A 20,352-nucleotide genomic window follows, 5' to 3' on the forward strand; every position below is an offset into this window, starting at 1 on the left:
CCTCCGAGTAAAGCTTAAGAAAAAAGCCTGCTCTTTTTTATTCTTAAATAAATTACACAAGCCAGTATTGTCACTATGAATTCCAGCACGAACAGCTCCCAGGTGCGCAAGGTGGTAAATGGAATCTGGTGAAGCCCCATGTAGGCATTGACAAATCTTACTATTACATAGTGAATCAAAAATGCCTGTGGACTAATATTGCCCAAGGCAATCATGGCAGGATTAGAAATAAGCTTTGTCAGTAAACCCTTTTTCATGGCAAAAACCCATATCCAAGGAAGTGCCATTACGATATATCCGCTTGACCAGTTTTTGATGGCAAGCATTACAGGACTTTCCTCTACTGCCCCAAGCCATAATGAAAACCATATTGAAAAAGCTAACAGACATATTTCTAATATCGTATATACGATAGTGTTATCAGTGTTTTCCTTTTCTGAGGTAAGCATATAGATTCTTCCAAGAACACAGCCGCAGAAGAAATCTACTACCCTGTATGCAGGAAAGCAGTACATAAACCATCTGTATCTTACACCCTCTGCCCCATATCTTAAAGCGAAAGGATATGCCAAAATTATCTGCAAAGCTATTAATAATATTGCAGTAAATACAAGAACTGGAAGCTTTCTCTTTTTCATCCATTTAAGCAAAAATGGAAATTTGATATACAAAAATAGTGCCACTGAAAGATACCAAGCCACACCATTTAATGCAACATTTACGGTGCTGTCTGGATACCAGGACTGAACCAAGAAAATATTTAAAGCAATATTCCTAAGCAACCCGAAAATGGCTTCACGAAGCACACCATTAGTCCTATAAATCCAAAGCTCTATTAACACTACTGCTATCATAGTGATAATATGGAGTGGATATAGCTTTTTAATCTTGCCTAGTGAAAACCTTAGGGCATCTACAATATTACCAGGAAGCTGCCTGTCCCAATAAATATATGTCATGAGAAAGCCCGACATACAAAAGAATATAGATACTCCAAGCCTAGACCAGCCCCAGGCAATTTTGGCATGAACTAAAAATATGCCAATAAATGCCAGTGCTCTAAGGGCCTGTAAAGAATCTATTCTGGCTGTTTTATTTTCCATACTAGCCCTCTACTATTAAATATCTTCCATCCTTAAGTGGGAAAACTTCCTCTGATGATAGGATTTCCTCCTCGGACATACCGCCAATATCCATACCATCCTCTAAGTATGTGATAACCTCTTTTTTATTCTTGCAAACTGTTGCACATACGTCCTCAAGAAACTCTAAGGCTTCTTCATAGTTATCTGCTACCTTTTCTGGAAAAAGCTGAAGCTGATTCTCCAAAAATGTTTCTACTGTTATTTTGTCGTACATAAATTTATACTCCTTTCTAGAGCAAATGAATATATTAAAACTTCCTTTACCTTAACTCCATAGGAAGCCTCTATTGCATTTTTGTATAGCTCTAATTGCCTTTCATATCTTAGCACCAATTGCTGCTCATCGTCTACCTTATCTGTCTTATAATCCAAAAGAACTATTCCGTCCTCTTCCTCCCAGAACACATCGATGATTCCCTGCACAAGAATCATTTCATTAGAGGAAGCATCATCATTAAATAAGCTCTTTGCATCACTGCCGTAAACAAAAGGCTTTTCTTTGTATAGATTGCCATTTGCTGCTGCCATGGACATACGCTTTGCAGAATCATCCTTCAAAAACTTCTTAAGCTTATTAAGATTAATTCTTCCAAATTCATCCTCCGATAAGCACTTAATTTGCTTCATATAACTGAGCTGCTCATCAAAGGAATCTACTAGATTTGGATTAGCAAAATCATAGCATTCAAGGAATCTATGCATTGCAGTTCCATAAAGTGCTCCAACAGGGATTTTCCCTTCTTCAGTATTTTCCTTTAAATCCTGCTGACGCATAAATAGAGGAATATAGCTTTCCTCTTCCTTAACGATAAAAGCAGGAGCCGAATCAGCGTTAAACTGGAATACATCCTCCATAGCCTGATGCTTAATTTCAGAAACTGAATATTTACTCTTATACCCGCTTTCATTTAAGCCATCATACTTAAAGGATAACGTATTTACGATAGGATTACCTGCCCCATCACCTGCAGCATCAATGAGCTTTTCAAGTGCAGCCCTTACCTGTTCCTTCTTAACAGAACGCTCCACCTCATCTATAAACAGATCCTCGCAATCAATGATTCGCTTATTGTAGTGGTAACCTGAAGCATTTAATGATCTGATAATCAGCTCTATGCTTGAAGATGCCTTAAGCTTTGTATTGGTATCAAGAAGACCAGTTTCTCCATCATATTCGCTTAGCTTTTCTATCACTGATTTATCTTTATTTGGCTTGATAGCTGCAGTGATTATCAGCTTGTCCACAGCTCTTGTAAGTGCTACGTAAAGGATTCTTAAATACTCTCCTCTGGCATCTGCGGCCATACGATATTTAACCACGTTAAAGGATGGTGTTTTGTAGGAGATTCGTGTTTTTGGATTACGATAGTTAAGAGCAAGCCCTAGCTTATCGTCATACACAAAGGAACCTGCTTCATTCTTAAATGGTTTACCACAGCCTGCAAGGAATACCACTGGAAATTCCAAGCCCTTACTTTTATGAATAGTCATAATTCTAACTGCTTCATCATTTTCAGAAACAGTTTTTGCAAGACCTAAATCCTCATCATAGGTCTTTAAGCCTTCGATATAGCTAACAAATCTGGACAAGCCTTTAAAGCTTGTGCTTTCAAAGCTTACCGCCTCATCTATTAGCTTGTTTAGATTTGCCGCAGCCATTCTGCCATTTGGCAAAGATTTAGTATAAATTAGATAATCTGTTTCCTCCAAAATATGCTCTATGATTTCATGAATCGGAGTGTCGATTGCCTCATCTCTAAATTTATTTAGTACATCTAAAAAGGCTGCAATATCTTCATCATTATCTGCCTTATATTTTTCCAAGATACATTCATACAAGGAAACCTTTGGGCTAGTAGCTCTAATCTGCGCCAATCTTTCAGAAGAAAAGCCAAACATTGCAGAATGAAGCACTGCCGCCAATGGAATGTCGTTGAAAGGATTATCTATTACATTAAGCATAGATAAAACAGTATCGATTTCCTCCCTGTCGAAAAAGCCAGTTTCCTCAGCCACGTAGGAAGGAATTCCGCAATCCTTTAAGGCTGCAATGTATTTATCAGAATGTCCTTTAACGCCACGCATTAAAATTACAATATCGTTAAGCTTAATAGGGCGCAGACTTCTTCCATCTTCGCCCTTACAGCTTACCTGAAAGTCTGATGCAATAAGCTCCTTTATTCGCTTTGCGATAACAAGAGCCTCCAATGTGTCTCCATCATCTATATCTAATTCCTTCATGGAATCGGCATTTTGAGTCGCAATTAAAACCTCTGCCTCGTACTCGGACTGTTCTCCCTTAAAGGTCTCGTCACCAAGCTTTAAAGCTGCCTGTTCATTATAGGCAACTCCACCTACATCCATCTGCATAAGAGGTGCAAATACCTGGTTACAGAAATTCAGCACCTCATATCTACTTCTAAAATTCTTATCAAGATCAATTCTGATTGAGGATGCTTCTGGCTTTGCATCCATAGGATAAGAATAAAGCTTTTTTATAAACAAGGCTGGGCTGGCCTGTCTAAAGGCATAAATAGACTGCTTTACATCGCCTACGGTAAAGTAGTTATTACCAGAGCTGATGGCTGTAAGTATTTGCTCCTGAAGCTCATTGGAGTCCTGATACTCATCAACCATAATCTCCTTAAAATGATTTGAAAGCTCTATGGCCACAGGGCGCTTTTCATGCTCTACCGATTCTTCGTTTCTAAGAATCCTTAATGCCATGTGCTCAATATCATTAAAGTCATATATATTTCTTTTCTGCTTTTCTTCAAAAAGAGCTGCAGAATATTCTTTGGCAAAATTTATAAGAGCAATAGCCTGAGTTCGGATATATTTAATATCCTCAAGCATATCCTCAAGACTAACTCCATAATAATTATCCTTTATTCCAGTTACGATTTTTTTATAGGCACCCCTGAAATCCTTTGCTCGCTTAACATCGTCCTCGTTAAGACAGGTTCCCTTTGTTCCCCATCGTGTAGAAAAATCAATACCTGAAATTGCATCGAATTTTTCATTAAAGGTATTCTTCGAATAAATACCTTTAATCTGGCCTAGCTCATAGGTGAAAATATCCTTATCCTTTGCGCTGCAATCTTCAGTATAAAGACTTAAGAAACGCTCAAGCTTAGTAACGATTCCGCTTAACTCGCTGTCCGTAAGCTTAAGTATTTCCTCCACCAATTCACTATTTTCCAGCTCCTCTATAGTACTAATATCATAAAGCTTTAGTGCATTGTCATACCATTCCATAGGCCATGCAAAGCTAGCTGCTTTATCATGAAGAGCAAAAACCATATCACGTAAGCCATCTGTATTTCTTCCGTTGATATATGCATCTGCCAAAAGCTTAAAGTCCTCATCCTTTTCCTCCAGCTTCTTTGACAAAAGCTCAGTGAAAATATTATCGTTCAGCATCTTCAGCTCGCCTGATGCCCCAATTCTAAAAGAAGGATCCATATTGATTTCGTAGAAATAATTTTTTACAACCCAACTACAAAAGCTATCAATGGTTCTAATGTGGGCGTTATGAATAAGGGTTGCCTGAGAGCGCAGGCGTGCATCAGAAGCATTTTGCATAACTGCCTTGTCAATAGCCTTTCTGATTCGGTCCTTCATTTCCGCAGCAGCTGCCGTAGTAAAGGTAACCACAAGAATTCTATCAACATCTATTCCGTTTTTTTCGTCTAATATCTGAGATATGATTCGTTCAACCAGCACGAAGGTTTTACCACTACCCGCGGCAGCACTTACAAGCATATTTTTATTTCTTGTGTCTCGTACCAGTATCTGTTCATTAGTTAATGACAATTTATTCTTCCTCTAACTTTTCTTTCATTAAATCTACAATTTCAGAGTTCTTTTTACCTTTTTCAAAGGCACGTGGGCTAAAGCCAGGCTCGTTCTCATCAAAATGGCATACACTCTTGAAGCTACAATAACGACATGCATCGATGCCACCTAGTCTGGCTGGAGATGGTTCAAAATCTCCTGAAATAATATGATTTGCCGTTTCCGCTGCCTTTAGCATTGAATAGTCAATTACTGTCTTCATGGCAGTTCTATCTACTGCATTGGTATCTTTTTCTGATGGATCACCATTGCTCTTAACTGAATAAGGCACGATAGATGAAGTTTTAACCTGCCCCTCATCCTTTCCTACAGTAGAGTCATTTGCCTTTAAATCCTCTGGGGCACTGGAAAGTAAGCCTTCCATCCTGCTTAGCTTAAGTCTCTCCTCTTCAGAGACATTTCTTGCAGATGCCACCTCTAAATATTTATTAGCCATTTCGTAGTAAAGCATTGCTGCTGGATGCAAGGTTGCACCAGGATATTTATCCTTTAGCTTGTCCAAAACCACACCCATGTAGATAGGCAGCTGCAGGGAAAGTCCATGATAGCATTCATTCAAATCCAGCTTATGTCCACTGGATTTATAATCGATGATTCTTACAGCCTTATCATCATTTGCTGTTAAATCGATTCTATCTACCTTGCCCTTAAGATTAGCTAGCGTTTCCTGTGTCTTACTATCCTTGATTTCAGTGCGTATACTCTCTTCAAATAGTTCTGGCTCAAATTCCCCTCTAGACACCTGGGTAGTAATAATTTCAACCACATGTCTTAAAGTATCCTTCATGGACTCTACTATATATCTTTGGGTGCTATCCTCTAGTGTAGAAACCTTGCCCATGTGCTCAAAGGTTTGAGCGATAGCAACCTCAATGTATTTTTCACGTTCTTCTTCTGTTACTGTTTTAAAGCTCTTGCCATCTTCCTTTAGACTGCTTGAATATCGTTCAATAGCCTCGTGGTAAAAGTTACCCATATCGATGCTGGAAAGCTCAAATTCCTCGCGCTCCTTGAGATTTAAAACATAGGTGAGGAAATATTTATAGCTGCATTCATTATATAGCTCAAACTTTGATACAGAGCCGGAAATAGTTTCATCAGCATTTATAGCCTCATTTACAGCAAGCATAATCTGCTCTGAGAAGCTTTCCTTGCCATGCTCGAAAAATGCTCCCTTTAAAAGCAGAGAAAGTTTTTCTGCATCCACGGTCTTGGCCCACTCAATCAAATATATTAAATCCCTGGCCTCATCTTCTTTAAGGCTGTCGTATCCGAAGGTTGTGGTCTTGTTTAAGAGTGAAATCAAATAATCAAAGGTACTTTTTTCAGAAAGAATTCTATCCTCTCCTGTAAAATCTTCGATTTCATTAAGATTAATGCCCTCAAACATATCCTTAATCAAATCCACCAGATATGAAGGATTAACCCCTTTACCATCAGCATCTACTCTAGGCATGGTGATGTACAAGATCTGATTTGGTTTGGTAAGCATAAGATAGAGATAGAATCTCTGTCGAAATGCCTTTTGTCTGTCTGAAGGAGCCAGCTCAAAGCCTAATGATAGCAGCTGCTCACGTTCAAGCTGGGAAAGGATACCTCCGTTTTCCACCTTCTTTGGAATGGCATCATCAGATGCACCTATACAAAAAAGAACCTTTATGTTTGATAATCTGGTTCGTTCTATATCACCTAAAATAACACTATCTGTGGTAGGTGGAATGACACCGATAGAGGCTGCCGAAAGACCTGCCTCGTAAATATCCTTAAACTCATCTAATGCCATTTTTTCATCACCAAGGATTCCTACAAGCTTATCCAAAATATCCATAATTACAGGATAGATTTGGCTGTATTCCTTGGACTTTACCGCATTATTCTTGTCCTCATAGAGCTTGCCACGAGCGTTTATCTTGGCCTCAAAATCAAAGCCTGTTACAAAGGTGTAGAGGGCTACAGCAATATCCCTTACTGTAGAATCTTTATTAATAGCCCTATCAAAAGCCATAAATGGGCCAATAAATTTTTCTCTGATTTCATTTACCTTAAGTAAAGCTTCATCCTCGCTAAAGCTATTTGAACGAATTGCGAAAGGATGAAAATATTTTTTCTTTCCTCGAATACCAGTTGAAATCAGGTAGTTTTCCAAATAATCAATTTCATCTGTAGAAAGCTCTGTCAAACCTGTGCGCAGGAATCTAAACACATCCTCACGTTTGAAATCTCTATCAAAAATATCAAATAGAGCCTCAATAGCCTCCGACATTGGATGGAATAGAATTTCTGTTTTGGCATCTATGAAATAAGGAATATCATATTCATCCCAAATCCCCGAAACCAAATATCTGTAGGACTCCAAATTAGGAGCAACCACTGCTATATCTTTATAATTAAGCCCGCTTCTAACCAGGCGATTAATCTGAATTGCTACGTATCTAAGCTCGTCACGCATGCTTCTAAGACTCACCAGCTTTAGTGAAGCATCAGGGTTTGCCTCGCCCTCATATTTTCTTACGGCATTTCTGAAAATATTTTTTTCAAGATGTGTAAGCACGCTATTTTCTGACAGCCAGCCATCCTTCGATTCTATGAAGGTGATTGGATTAATTTCGGTTTTTGCATTCTTTGCAATTTTATTTAGCTTAATTGCAAATTCTGAAGACATCTCAAAAAGGGCATCATCCCCCTGCTTTGTAAGAAGTGCTGACTCATCATCTGCGGTAATAGTTACCGCTACCTCATCACAAATTTCAAGCATGTGCTCCACCAGCTGATACTGAATAGGTGTAAAGCCTGTAAAGCCGTCCAATACAACTGTTGAGCCCGATACAATATCAGAATCATCCAACATATCATTTAAGGTAGAAAGGATTGATTCTGTGGTAACATATTTTCCATTTATAAAATCCAAAAAAGCCTCGTATAAAACTAACAAATCCGAGGCTTTTCTTTTGAAGCTTTCTGACATGGCAGGTGATGCAATCATCTCTCTTAAACCATCTGTAGTGATATTATACTGAGTCATTTCTGAGATGAGGGATTTCACCTGAGTTATATAGCTGATTTTTGTTATATTCTGACGAAGGGTGGTTAAATCCTTCAGAGACTCATCGATTATTCTACGGATTACAAGGGATTTTCCGGTATCATCCAATACGGCGTTGATACCAGCTCCCAGCTCTTCGAATACACGATAAGCCAAGCGGTTAAATGACAGTACATCTATGTTCATAATGCACTTGTTGGGGTGCATGGATACCAGAAGCTTCTGGGTGGACATGGTGTACTGTTCTGGAACTATGACTAGAAAATTTTTGTCTTTTCTTGCCATGGATTCCTTAATTATTCTTGAATAAAGGGTAGTGGATTTTCCACTACCCGAGCTACCTACTACTATTGATAATGACATTACTACTCCTGAAATTTCTAATAATATAGTCCGCTTATTAAGACTGTGGGAACATGCCGCGGAGCATGGTGGCCATGGATCCGGTGTGGCTGCGCTCGTAAGGTTTTCCTTTGAGATATAGCTCAGAAACTCCAATCTTGTTTAATTCTGATGTTGGAATCTCGTAAGGATTTTTATCCAAAATTACGATGTCGCAGCTCTTACCCATTTCAAGGGTGCCCCTCTCCTTCTCATCAAAAAGAGAATATGCGCCGTTATATGTAGCCATCCTAAGAGCATCATACACAGACACTGATTCCTTAGGATTTCTATTGTTACATGCATCATGAATCCATTTGATAGGGTCTGGATCAGATGCAGGAGCATCTGAATTGAAGCAAATCTTAATTCCCATATCATTCATAGTCTTAAGCGGATTAATGAATTCATATTGGCTTTCTGAAAGCATGCTCTTAATATAAGCATCAATACCATCAATGTTTGTTAAAAGCGATGGTCTTGATGAAATCATGATATTATACTTGCTGCAAATCTTAAGGCATCTTTCAGTAGGAAGAGAACCATGCAGGATTATATGTCTGTGATCATATCTTGGATAATCCTCAAGCGCCATAGAAATGGCATTTACAGCCTGTTCAAAGGCAGCATCACCTACGGCGTGAAGTGCAATCTGGTATCCTGCTCTGTTAGCGTTGACGCAGAATTTCTGCACATCCACATCATCATAATAAGACACGCCTCTATGTTTTGCATCAGCATAATCATCCAAAAGATATGCATCTCTATTTGCAAAGGTTCCATCTAGATTGGCAAATACTACTCTTGTCATATCCTTCTTGGCAATCTTATCTACATTTGAACACTGATAAGCCACGCGAATCTGCATACCATTATCAAGTCCCTTTGCTACAGAACGCTCCATGTCGAAATCATAATCCCTTACGAAGCCAAGTCCACTGGCTGAACAGATAAGGCCTACACCCTTGCTGGCAAGAAAATCAGCTGTTTCCACCATTGAATCTATTACCTTTTTGGTAGATAAGCCATGAGAAACAAATTCAGCAGCTGAAACAAAGGCTTCCTGCTTCAGTTCACCTGTCTCTGGATTAAAGCCTCTAAGGTTTTCAATCTTTGATTTTACAGCGTCAAGGAACATTGTATTGGCAACTGCAGAATGAGCATCATGCTTCAGAATAATGGCTGGCTTGTTTGGGCACGCCTTATCAAGCTGCTCTCTGAGGATTAAGTAACCCTCAGAAACAGCAAATTCGGTAGCGCCAAAGCCAACAACTATATTTTCCTTTGTAGTGCTAGCATATTCCTCCAGTTGCTCAAGAATCTTTGCATTAGAATCTGTATCGCTGATAGGAAACATTCTGTGAAGCACGGAAAATCCTGAATAATGCGCGTGCGTATCAACAAATGCAGGAAGAGCTACTGATGAGCCTAGCTCAATGGGAGGCACAACCTCGTACTGAGTAGGTAGAGTATTTCCGATATAAGCAATTCGCCCTTCTCTTTCAACTAAATAATTTGCGATTGTATTATTTTCATCACATGTAATTATTGTTCCATGAAATACCTGCATCTTACCCCTCCATACTAAATCTATTTGTTCTTTTTCTTTGGTCGGCAAATGTGACGAGGAATACCATCAACCATGATTGGAGCAACATCTCCCTGAATCAATGGTTTTGCATAAGTAATAAACGCCTCTGTAACATAAGTGCCATCATGTGTAATCCAATTTCTTGGAACCAGCTTTTCGTCGTTGGCAATCTTATGAACATCCTTAACCTCTGTTCCACACTGATATGGATCATCAGAGTGACGGATAAGTGTAACCATCTTACCTGTATCCCCTTCATCAGCAGCAAGCACAGCAGCACCACCTACCTGATAAGCCTCAAGGATATCGATACGGGATGCAAGATGTGAACCTGCACGCTGTAAGGTAGAAAGCTCTATTGCTCTAGTCTTGCAGCCTAGCTCTTTTCCAATGTAGTTGCAAAGGTAAGAAGCTGTTCCTGTAAGCTGCTTGTGATTGAAAGCATCTACGAATTCTACGTTGCTACCTAATTCACAAACATATTTGCCTTCCTTTGTATGAATTCCTTCGGAAACGCATACTACAACAGAATGCTGCTGGTTAAGGAGCTTTTCAACTCTCTCTTTAAATTTTTCAATATCAAATGGAACCTCTGGCAGATAGATTAAATCTGGGCCTTCGCAATCCTCTCCCTTTGCAAGGATAGATGCGCCTGTAAGCCATCCTGCATTACGTCCCATAATTTCAACTATAGTAACAAGTCCCTTATCATATTCAAGGCAATGACCATCTCTGATGATTTCCTTAACAGAAGTACCAATGTACTTAGCAGCACTACCATAGCCTGGTGTATGGTCTGTAAGAGCTAAATCATTATCGATTGTCTTAGGACATCCTATAAATCTGATATTTGAACCTGTGATAATTGCATAATCGGAAAGCTTTTTGATGGTGTCCATTGAATCATTTCCACCGATATAAATCAAAGCCTCGATTTCGAGCTTGTTAAGAATCCCGAAGATTTTCTCGTAAGTCTCCATATCTTCGTGAATTTCTGGAAGTTTGAAACGGCATGAGCCAAGATAAGCAGCTGGTGTACGCTTTAAAAGCTCCACATCCAAATCATTTTTAATGTAATCGGAAAGATCTATGTAATCCTCTTCCATTAATCCCTTGATACCATGAAGCATACCATAAATCTTTCCTGCCCCACGGTCTTTTGCTGTCCTGATAACTCCTGCTAAAGAAGAGTTGATAGCGGCGGTCGGTCCACCTGATTGTCCCACAATTACGTTTCCAGTCATTTCATACTACCTCCCTAAATAATTTTTACTATACTAGTCCTCCTCAGGCATCTCTCTAAAGAAGCCCGCGATAATATCACATACACACCAAATACCTCCTCCAATAGTGGATGCGATAAATATCTTAAATATATTGATAATAAGGATACCAGCTGTAAGTGTGCCCCCTGTAAAGCCTGTAACCAGCCAATACACTGGACGAGCAAATAACCAGTAACCTCCAATATATAACCCCAAAACTGTGCCAAGAACGCTAAATAACACAGCTAAAGCCTTCTTTGCATTCTTTTTCATAAAAAACTCCAATATGTAAAAAATATTCTAATTAAAATGGTAGCATAAGAAGACCAAAAACGCCACTAAAAATACCATAACATATAATAGATATTGTAGCTGCAATGGCAAAACCAGCCACAACATCCTTTATAAAGTGCACTCCTCCTACCACTCGTATCACTGCAAGAGCAACTCCCAAAAGACAAATAACTGCCCCTAGGGGAATGGATGCCTGGAAAACTGTAAAAGCTACAATAAATATTGAAAATACATGTCTGCTTGGGAAGCTCTTACCTATTGTGTCCTTTTTAAGGGCAGGTGTAAAATCGTAGACCTCATAAGGTCTAGGTGAGCTTATAAGCTTTCTGTAAATACTTACAATAATAAAGGATACCCCTGGGACAAGAATACTTCTGTATAATAGAAGGCCTTTATCCTCTGGAATCTGTAAGAAGGCAAAAGCCAAGAAACCTAAATATAATAAAACCGTGATATAAGTAATGGCCTTGTCCATTACATTTAGTGTAAGAACAAGACCATTATTATTTTTAATTCGTTCTGAAATTTCTTTATAAGATATCATAAATTAAGCACCTATAGGAAGTGTAATCTTTAAGTGAGACTTGACTGTATCCTCGAATAAATGCTGTGCATATGCAATATCCTTATTCATTGCAAATGCCATTTCCTCATATAGCTTACGGCCTGCAAGATTGAGAACCTTTTCATCCATAGCCATTACCTTTTTACCAGCTGCAATACGGTTCCATTTTCTAATAAGAACTGTCTTAACTACACTAGCCATAGATTCTGGTGTGAATTCAGCCATAACCTCTTTGAATTTTTCCTGAAGGGCACGCTCATTAGTACCCTCGATACACTTGATGTCATCAATGTTGTCAAGAATTCTAGTAAATGTGTCTAGTCCAGCCACAGGACGAAGCCTTACTGTTGAACCAACAATTGGAGTAAATACCTTTGCACCTGCCTTAAAAACTGGAGACATGCAATAGTATGTTTTGCGAGAACCTTTGCCCATAAGCTCCATGTCGTCGATATCCTCGATTTGACATACTCCACTACCCTCATGAACTAAATAATCGCCTACTTGATAATCCATTTTTCACCATCCTTCTAAAACATAACAACAAGTACCTCCATAACTCTATTCCCCTATCGAATAACTTTAGTTATAGTATACCACCTTTTTCGGCAAGAAGGACACAGAAAATTCACATTCGTTAATAATTCCCACTAAAAAATACAATTCACTTATCTTTTTTGTAAATAATGTACTATATTCTGACAATAAATATAAATAAAAGGGTTAGACTGTGAGCCGGGTTATGTCTTTTAAAGTAGTCATCTATCTAGGACCACTGTCGCCAATGGCCTCAAGCGTTCAACCTGGTGCTGGCGGGCCGCGTACGCACCGCTTAGAACTTGCTTCGGATGGGGTTTACATGGCTACCGTTGTTACCAACAGTACGGTGGTCTCTTACACCGCCTTTCCACCCTTACTCATATTGCTATGAGCGGTATATTTCTGTTGCACTATCCTTGGAGTTACCTCCACCAGCCGTTAGCTGGCATCCTTGCCCCGTGAAGCCCGGACTTTCCTCTCCCCTGCCATTACAACAGGGCAGCGACTACTCATCTAGCCCCTTATTTAATTGTTCTAAATCCCGTAGGAAAACGGGAAGACGCACATCTATAATTGCCTTCGGCAATGGGTGCGCTATAAAATACAACTTCCTCCTATAAACTCACGCACCAAGGAATTGTTAGGAATAACATCTGGTGCCATAGGAATGAAGTAATCTAATAATTTAATTAATCGTTTCGCCTCAGCATACATTGGATGGTCTGGTTCTATAGCGTACAACTGAGGATCGACATATAATTTTAACACAGCCATCTCATAAATTAAAGCCGTATTAAACAAATAGTCTGCTTTTTCTTGGAATGGGAAAATATATTTTTCCTCTCCTCTTCTAACTGAATCCCACATTGCGATGGTTTCAGCAGCAGATGTTGCACGTGTTCTTGAATCACGTACAATTCTTCTAATTAATCTTCCATCTGTAGTAGACAGCGGATTGTGCTCATCTATTGAAAGCTGAGTAAGTGCTGACAAATAAATCTTGTATTTACTCTCTGATGGAAGAGATTCGCTCATTTTATCATTAAGACCGTGAATGCCTTCAATAACAAGAATATCATTCTTTCCAAGCTGCATATAATGGTCGTTATATTCACGCTTGCCAGTCTTGAAATTGAAATTAGGCAGAAGCACTCGCTCTCCCTTGAGGAGCTTAACCATACATTCGTTGAAGTATGGAACATCCAAGCCCTCAATGGATTCGAAATCCTTCTCTCCATATTCATCTATAGGCATCTGATCACGGTTTAAATAGAAATCGTCTAGTGGTACAGGATGTGGCACACAGCCGAGAGCTCTTAGCTGAGCTGAAAGCTTGTGGGAAAAGGTGGTTTTGCCAGATGAGGATGGTCCCGCCATCATGACAAACTTAACATCCTTTCTATCTACAATAGTGTGAGCTAATTCACCAATGTTTCGCTCCATAATTGCTTCCTGCGATAAAACGATATCCCTTATTCTGCCTTTGGTAATAGCCTCGTTTAAGGCTCCAACAGTGGAAACTCCAAGGGTCTCACCAAATTTAGAGGCAGCCTGTTGTACTGAAAATAGCTTCATAGGTCTTGAGAATTCTGCGACCGCTCTGGTGTCTCCTGTGAGCTTATTGCCATTTGGGAACATCAGCATTACGCCATTTTCAAATTTTAATAAATCAAAATAGCCCAGGTATCCTGTGGAAGGAACCATGTAACCATAAAAGTAATCCTTGCAACCGTCCAAATCATAGATGTTTATGTTTGAACTGGTACGGTATTTAAGAAGCTGTTCCTTATTAACCATATTGAATTTATGGAACATTTCTCTGGCTTCGCTAGTCTTGATAGTATATTTCTTTAGAGGAATATCTTCTTTTACAAGACGATGCATTTCTTTTTTAAGCTCATCTATCTTATCCTCTGTGATTTCCTCAATACCATCAAATGTGCAGAAATCGCCTTGTCCAAGGGAATGCTCAACCTTAAGATAAGCATGCTTTGGATAAGGATATACCTCCATCAAAGCCCTCTGTAAAAGGAATACAACGCTTCGTCTATAGGCCCTACGCCCATCTTTGTCTGCAGTAGTCAAAAAATCAATGGTTGCACCCTCGGTAATAGTCTTGCCAAGCTCCGCAAGATTGCCATTGCATTTTGCAAGAACTATATCATCCTTAAAATCGCCCTTGTGAACTTTGGCAATTTCAAGCAAGCTTGTGCCATCCTCATAAGTCTCTTCTTTACCGTTAATGATTACTTTAGCCATGGCTACTCCTCCATTTCAAGTTCGAGCCTTTCAATGCAGTTAATAGCATCTTCCAGCTCTTTAATCCTTTTTTGTATAGGTGAATCACTGGCTATATCTTTTTTTGAAACTAATTTTTCTAGAATAGATAAGTATTCATTTTTATTTTTGTTAAGAAGCGTTTTAAATAGTGGAGGCTTCTTTTCAATGATAATCGGACCATATTGAAGCTGAGCTTCAGATAAATCATAATCCTCATCAGGCCTGTAGGAGACCTTTATTATCGGATATATCTTGCCTTCTTCCATGCAAAGTTCCTCCTCCAAAAAGGAAAAATGATTACATGCTAAAAAGGCTCTCAGCCTATCATATTCTGATTGTGGCTCTAAAATAATTGTCTTAGCGCTTTTGGCCACATCAATTCCGGCATCTAATATTCTAGTAATAAGTGCGCCACCCATACCACAAATGCATATGGTATCTGCTTCAGAAACCGAAAGCTTTTTAAGGCCATCCGATAATCTAAAATCCACGCTATCCAAAAGACCATGCAAGCCAACATTTTCCTTTGCAGAATTAAGAGGTCCCTTATTAACATCCATAGCGATTGCGCGGGTTGCGATTCCGCCCTCTAAAAGGGCGATTGTAAGATATCCGTGATCGCACCCCACATCGCAAATGGTGTCGCATTTTGGTACCATACCATATATAATTTGTAATCTTTCCGATAATTTTATCATTTAATTATGTCGATTCTGTTTATTCTTTTTATTGATCTAAGTAATCCTTAAGCTTGCGGCTGCGGCTTGGATGACGGAGCTTTCTAAGAGCCTTTGCCTCAATCTGACGAATACGCTCACGTGTAACGTTGAACTCCTTACCTACCTCTTCAAGGGTACGAGCCTTTCCATCCTCAAGACCAAATCTAAGGATAAGAACTCGCTGCTCACGCTCTGTAAGAGTATCAAGAACCTCGTGAAGCTGTTCCTTGAGAAGTGTGAATGTAGCAGCCTCTGCTGGTACTGGAACATTTTCATCTGGAAGGAAATCACCAAGGTGGCTATCTTCCTCTTCACCGATAGGTGTTTCAAGAGAAACTGGCTCCTGAGAAATCTTAAGAATCTCATGAACTCTCTCTACTGTGATACCCATTGCCTCTGCGATTTCTTCTGGAGTAGGTTCGCGGCCGTACTCCTGTAGTAACTGTCTAGAAACTCTGATGAGTTTGTTGATTGTTTCTACCATATGTACAGGGATACGAATTGTACGAGCCTGATCAGCGATAGCACGTGTGATAGCCTGACGAATCCACCATGTAGCATAAGTAGAGAACTTGTATCCCTTGTGATAATCGAACTTTTCTACAGCCTTCATAAGACCAAGGTTACCTTCCTGAATAAGATCAAGGAAAAGCATACCACGTCCAACGTAACGCTTTGCAATAGAAACAACAAGACGAAGGTTTGCCTCAGCAAGCTTGTTCTTAGCCTCCTGGTCGCCGTCCTCCATACGCTGTGCAAGCTCAACCTCTTCCTCTGCTGAAAGAAGTGGTACCTTACCGATTTCCTTAAGGTACATACGAACTGGATCTTCGATGCTGACAGAATCTGGAACTGACATATCAATGTCTTCCATATCCTCATCATCACTTGCAAGTAAAAGTGCATCAGATGGGCCAGATGAGAAGTTTACATCGATTCCCTTTTTATCAAGGTATGTAAGGATTCTCTCCATCTGCTTTGCATCTATTTTGTAGTCCTTTAAGAATTCTGAGATTTCGTAATCTTCAATGATGCTCTTCTGTGCCTTTGCGATTTTAACAAGCTCTGCAACCTTTGAGTCAAGCTCATCGCTACCAAAAGAATCCTCATCATCGTCATCATCGTCGTCATCAACATCAACTGTTGTCTTTGCTCCAACTGATGCTAAGAATTCATCTACATCATCATCGTCATCTGTCTCATCAATGTTGTCAAAATCATGCTCGTTAAACTCAAGATCCTCAGCTGAGATTTCTTCCATATCTCCGAAATCAACATCCTTGTCATCAGCCTCTGCATCAGCATCATCTTCATCTGCTGCTTCAGCCTCTGCTTCTGCTAAAAATGCATCAGCAGCAGCCTTTAAATCTCCGTTTTCGATTAATTCGTCAACTTTCTTTTTTGCCATTTTTATTCCTTTCTAGATTGAAATGTCTAAGCGTTCAAGACGCTGTAGTTGCTTCTTTCCTTCCACCAAAGCTTTAAGATTTGTGCCACTCTTCTGAGCAAGCTCCAGTGAATTCTTTTTTATTCTAAGCAAGGTTTCCTTGAGGGCCTTGCGAAGATCCGTGTTATCGGTAAGCTCTCCAACTGTTGTGTTGAATAGAGCTGCCACAGTTTTACGCTCTTCCTCTTCCATAAACATATCAACGATTCGAGCAGTATCAACTGATTTACCCTGGCTTAGGCTGTCAAAGACCTCCACCGCCACCTTTTTATATACGCCCTCTTCAAAATCATCAGGGCCAACGTAATCCTTTATCTTAGGATATATTTCTGATTGTTCCACAAGCCATGTGAGAAGCAGGCGCTGGGACATCTTCATGCCATCATCCTTTGGCTTTTTATTAGCACGGCCTGTCTCCCTGGTGCTGTTTGATTTAGCAGTGATACCTGATTGGCCAAGCTCTATTATGTATTTAGCCAAGGCAGCCTTCGGTATATTAAACCTAGCCGCTACGGACTCTGTGTAATTTTCACGCTCAAGCTGAGTAGAAAATTCTGTAACAATCATTCTGGCTACTTCCTTTTGGAAGTCAGATTTCTTTTCAGGATCTGTAAGGTCGTAATTTTTTTCCTTCATTCTGACCTGATACATAAAGCTGTTTTCCGCATTCTGAATACGTTTTTCGTATTCTTCTGCCCCAAGAGCCTTTATGAATTCATCAGGATCCTTGTAAGGCGACATATTAATAATCCTGCAGGATATGCCTGCGCTCTTAAGAATAGGTATCGCTCTAAGTGCCGCCTTTTGACCAGCTCCATCGGAATCGTAGCTAAGGTATACATCCTTGACGTAACGCTTCAGCATACCGGCATGGCCTTCTGTAAGAGCCGTACCAAGTGATGCCACTGCATTATCAAAGCCTGCTTGATGCAAGGATATGACATCCATGTAGCCTTCGCATAGTATAAACTGTTCACGTCTGGTCTTTCTAGCGAAATACAAACCAAATAGGGTCTTTGATTTGTTGAATATTTCCGTTTCTGGGGAGTTTAGATATTTAGGCTCTCCATCTCCCATCACTCGACCACCAAAGGCAACTACCTTGCCATTAGCATCGAAGATTGGAAACATTGCTCTGTTCCAAAACTTATCGTGACCACCACGTTTTTCATCGATGGTGACAAGCCCGCAATCCTTAAGAATTTCATCCTCGTAGCCCTTGCTTCGAAGGTATTTGTACAAGGAATCGGAATATTTGCTGGTGCAGCCCAGACCAAATTTGTGAAGGGTTTCTGCAGTAAGCTCTCGCTTTGTGAAATAGCCAAGCGCCTGCTGCCCCTCAGGTGAACGAAGCATTTTATAGTAGTAGGCCGCGGCTTCCTTGTTTATTTCAAAAAGCCTTGTTCGCCTATCTGCTCTTTGCTTTTCCTGATAAGTCATTTCTCTTTGCGGCAATGTAACGCCACACTTTGGCGCCAAGTCCTCTACTGCTTCCTTGAAGGTCATGTTTTCGTAAGCCATTAAAAAGCTGAAAACATTGCCTCCCGCGCCGCAGCCGAAGCAATAATACATCTGCTTCTGCGGGCTAACAGAAAAGGAACCTGTCTTTTCATTATGAAAGGGACATAAGCCGAAATACTGGCTTCCCTTTTTTTGTAGATTAACATATCTTGAAATTACATCGACGATATCTGTTCTAGAGCGAACTTCTTCGATGATTTCGTCAGAATAATAAGGCATTTATTCTCCCAAAAATTCTAGTTTTATTAATTAAAATCCATCAACTACCCAAGCCTTTGGCATAAAGTATTCGTTGAATTTTGTAATACAATATTGATCGGTCATACCAGAAATGTAATCGCAAATAATGCGTTCCTGGCTGGTGCCCTCCTCTTCCATTGCTCTATATCTATCTGGAAGCTCGGTAAAATGGTAGGTGTAGTATTCGTAAAGCTCACGAATCATACGTTTAGCCTTAACCTCTTCCGTTTTGGCAATAGAATCCTTATAGACATTAGCAAATAAGAAGCTGCGTAAATCAGACATAGCCGCTTCAATCTCTGGCGACATTTTGATAACAGGGCTGTCCTTGCTCTCGATGATTACATCATGTATGAGGGTATCAAGACGAACTGCCGAGGTCATACCAAGGGTCTTTCTGATTTCCATAGGTATATCATCTTCTGTAAGGATGTGCGCTCTGATAGCGTCATCAATATCACTGTTTACATAGGCAATCTTATCTGACAACCTGACAATCTGCCCCTCTGGAGTGGCTGGATGCCCGCTAGTCTGATGATTGCGAATGCCATCGCGAACCTCCCAGGTAAGATTAAGCCCCTGGCCGCCCTTTTCAAGCTTTTCCACAATGCGAACACTTTGGTCTGAATGCACAAAACCAGTAGAGCACATAGCATTAAGCTGTGCCTCACCTGCATGGCCAAATGGTGTATGGCCCAAATCATGACCAAGCGCAATAGCCTCAACCAGGTCTTCATTAAGACGAAGAGCCTTCGCTATTGTTCTGGCATTCTGTGAAACTTCAAGGGTATGAGATAATCTCGTTCTGTAGTGATCACCCTGAGGAGTAAGAAAAACCTGCGTCTTATTCTTAAGACGACGAAACGCCTTGCTGTGAAGGATTCTGTCCCTATCCCTTTGGAATAAAGGTCTGATATCACACTGAGGCTCGTCCTTCTCGCGGCCGCGGGAATTAGCGCTCTGTGTTGCATAAGGGCTAAGAGTCTCCTTCTCCATCTGCTCTATCATTTCTCTGATTGTGCCCATTTTAGCCTCCCTTTTACGCATTAATCGACACTCCTATAAAACATATTACTTGAGAAAAAAGGATATCCTTTTTTTTGAATAAAAAAAACCTAGGTTTTTCAACCTAGGTTCAGAGTGTAGACAAAGTGTCGCGGCTTACGCCGCGACCTTTTCTTTTAATAAGGAGGAACTGGAGTCAGCGGACTCCAGTTCTTTCATTTTTTAAGACTCATAAAAATTGAGAAAGCCTTGATTTTACAAGCTTTTCAGACTCTTTTTTGGTATAATAGAACTATCAATAAAAGGGGTTTGAATAATGATTACAGAACAAAACGAGAAGGCTAGAAAGCAGATTGAATTTGTATGTACGGATGATTTAGTTCCACAAGATCATCTTTTAAGAATCATAGATAAAGCAATTGATTGGTCTTTTATTTATGATTTAGTCAGAGACAAAT

The 20,352-nt window shown here is 39.9% G+C and carries 14 protein-coding genes, 1 other RNA gene and 1 pseudogene; 1 reads left to right on the forward strand and 15 read right to left on the reverse strand.

Annotated features, from left to right (window positions below; genetic code table 11):
• Nucleotides 1-14: 14 nt before the first annotated feature.
• From BM097_RS00860 to BM097_RS00930, 15 genes are all read right to left on the reverse strand, one after another.
• Nucleotides 15-1,103 carry an acyltransferase family protein gene (locus tag BM097_RS00860; protein ID WP_090544967.1) on the reverse strand — a complete coding sequence of 363 codons (1,089 nt, stop codon included), beginning with the start codon at nucleotides 1,101-1,103 and terminating at the stop codon, nucleotides 15-17.
• 1 nt (nucleotide 1,104) lies between these two features.
• Nucleotides 1,105-1,359, reverse strand: a complete 255-nt coding sequence (locus tag BM097_RS00865) for a glyoxalase (RefSeq protein ID WP_090544969.1) — start codon at nucleotides 1,357-1,359, stop codon at nucleotides 1,105-1,107.
• Nucleotides 1,344-4,961 (reverse strand): helicase-exonuclease AddAB subunit AddA, encoded by a 3,618-nt coding sequence (addA, locus tag BM097_RS00870; RefSeq protein ID WP_090544972.1) that lies wholly within the window; start codon nucleotides 4,959-4,961, stop codon nucleotides 1,344-1,346. Before addA ends, BM097_RS00865 begins: the two co-directional genes overlap by 16 nt.
• A 1-nt stretch (nucleotide 4,962) precedes the next feature.
• A complete protein-coding gene (locus tag BM097_RS00875) occupies nucleotides 4,963-8,409 on the reverse strand; it encodes a PD-(D/E)XK nuclease family protein (RefSeq protein ID WP_090544974.1) in 3,447 nt (1,148 codons plus the stop codon).
• 37 nt (nucleotides 8,410-8,446) lie between these two features.
• Nucleotides 8,447-9,997, reverse strand: coding sequence for an amidohydrolase (locus BM097_RS00880; RefSeq protein WP_090544976.1), 1,551 nt, complete (start codon nucleotides 9,995-9,997; stop codon nucleotides 8,447-8,449).
• Nucleotides 9,998-10,017: 20 nt separating this feature from the next.
• Nucleotides 10,018-11,262: a 6-phosphofructokinase gene (locus tag BM097_RS00885; RefSeq protein WP_090544978.1), complete on the reverse strand. Its 1,245-nt coding sequence runs from the start codon at nucleotides 11,260-11,262 to the stop codon at nucleotides 10,018-10,020.
• 33 nt (nucleotides 11,263-11,295) lie between these two features.
• Nucleotides 11,296-11,556 carry a hypothetical protein gene (locus BM097_RS00890; RefSeq protein ID WP_090544980.1) on the reverse strand — a complete coding sequence of 87 codons (261 nt, stop codon included), beginning with the start codon at nucleotides 11,554-11,556 and terminating at the stop codon, nucleotides 11,296-11,298.
• Between the two features lie 31 nt (nucleotides 11,557-11,587).
• Nucleotides 11,588-12,121: a phosphatase PAP2 family protein gene (locus tag BM097_RS00895; protein WP_090544983.1), complete on the reverse strand. Its 534-nt coding sequence runs from the start codon at nucleotides 12,119-12,121 to the stop codon at nucleotides 11,588-11,590.
• Between the two features lie 3 nt (nucleotides 12,122-12,124).
• Nucleotides 12,125-12,658 (reverse strand): CarD family transcriptional regulator, encoded by a 534-nt coding sequence (locus tag BM097_RS00900; RefSeq protein WP_090544985.1) that lies wholly within the window; start codon nucleotides 12,656-12,658, stop codon nucleotides 12,125-12,127.
• Between the two features lie 199 nt (nucleotides 12,659-12,857).
• Nucleotides 12,858-13,203, reverse strand: an RNA gene (rnpB, locus tag BM097_RS00905) — RNase P RNA component class A.
• Between the two features lie 73 nt (nucleotides 13,204-13,276).
• Nucleotides 13,277-14,941, reverse strand: coding sequence for a nucleoside kinase (locus BM097_RS00910; protein WP_090544987.1), 1,665 nt, complete (start codon nucleotides 14,939-14,941; stop codon nucleotides 13,277-13,279).
• 2 nt (nucleotides 14,942-14,943) lie between these two features.
• On the reverse strand, nucleotides 14,944-15,660 hold the full coding sequence (locus tag BM097_RS00915) for a tRNA (adenine(22)-N(1))-methyltransferase (RefSeq protein WP_090544990.1): 717 nt from the start codon (nucleotides 15,658-15,660) through the stop codon (nucleotides 14,944-14,946).
• Nucleotides 15,661-15,688: 28 nt separating this feature from the next.
• Nucleotides 15,689-17,089 (reverse strand): RNA polymerase sigma factor RpoD, encoded by a 1,401-nt coding sequence (gene rpoD, locus BM097_RS00920; protein WP_255406597.1) that lies wholly within the window; start codon nucleotides 17,087-17,089, stop codon nucleotides 15,689-15,691.
• 12 nt (nucleotides 17,090-17,101) lie between these two features.
• The gene (dnaG, locus tag BM097_RS00925; protein WP_090544992.1) at nucleotides 17,102-18,868 is read right to left on the reverse strand and encodes a DNA primase; all 1,767 of its coding nucleotides are present in this window, start codon (nucleotides 18,866-18,868) and stop codon (nucleotides 17,102-17,104) included.
• Between the two features lie 30 nt (nucleotides 18,869-18,898).
• The gene (locus BM097_RS00930) at nucleotides 18,899-19,915 is read right to left on the reverse strand and encodes a deoxyguanosinetriphosphate triphosphohydrolase (RefSeq protein WP_090544994.1); all 1,017 of its coding nucleotides are present in this window, start codon (nucleotides 19,913-19,915) and stop codon (nucleotides 18,899-18,901) included.
• A gap of 295 nt (nucleotides 19,916-20,210) precedes the next feature.
• Between BM097_RS00930 and BM097_RS16585 the strand changes: the two are divergent.
• Nucleotides 20,211-20,352: pseudogene (locus BM097_RS16585) on the forward strand (IS5/IS1182 family transposase); the annotation flags it as partial.

Origin of the sequence: Pseudobutyrivibrio sp. OR37 (assembly GCF_900113655.1) — a bacterium.
Taxonomy (GTDB): Bacteria; Bacillota; Clostridia; order Lachnospirales; family Lachnospiraceae; genus Pseudobutyrivibrio.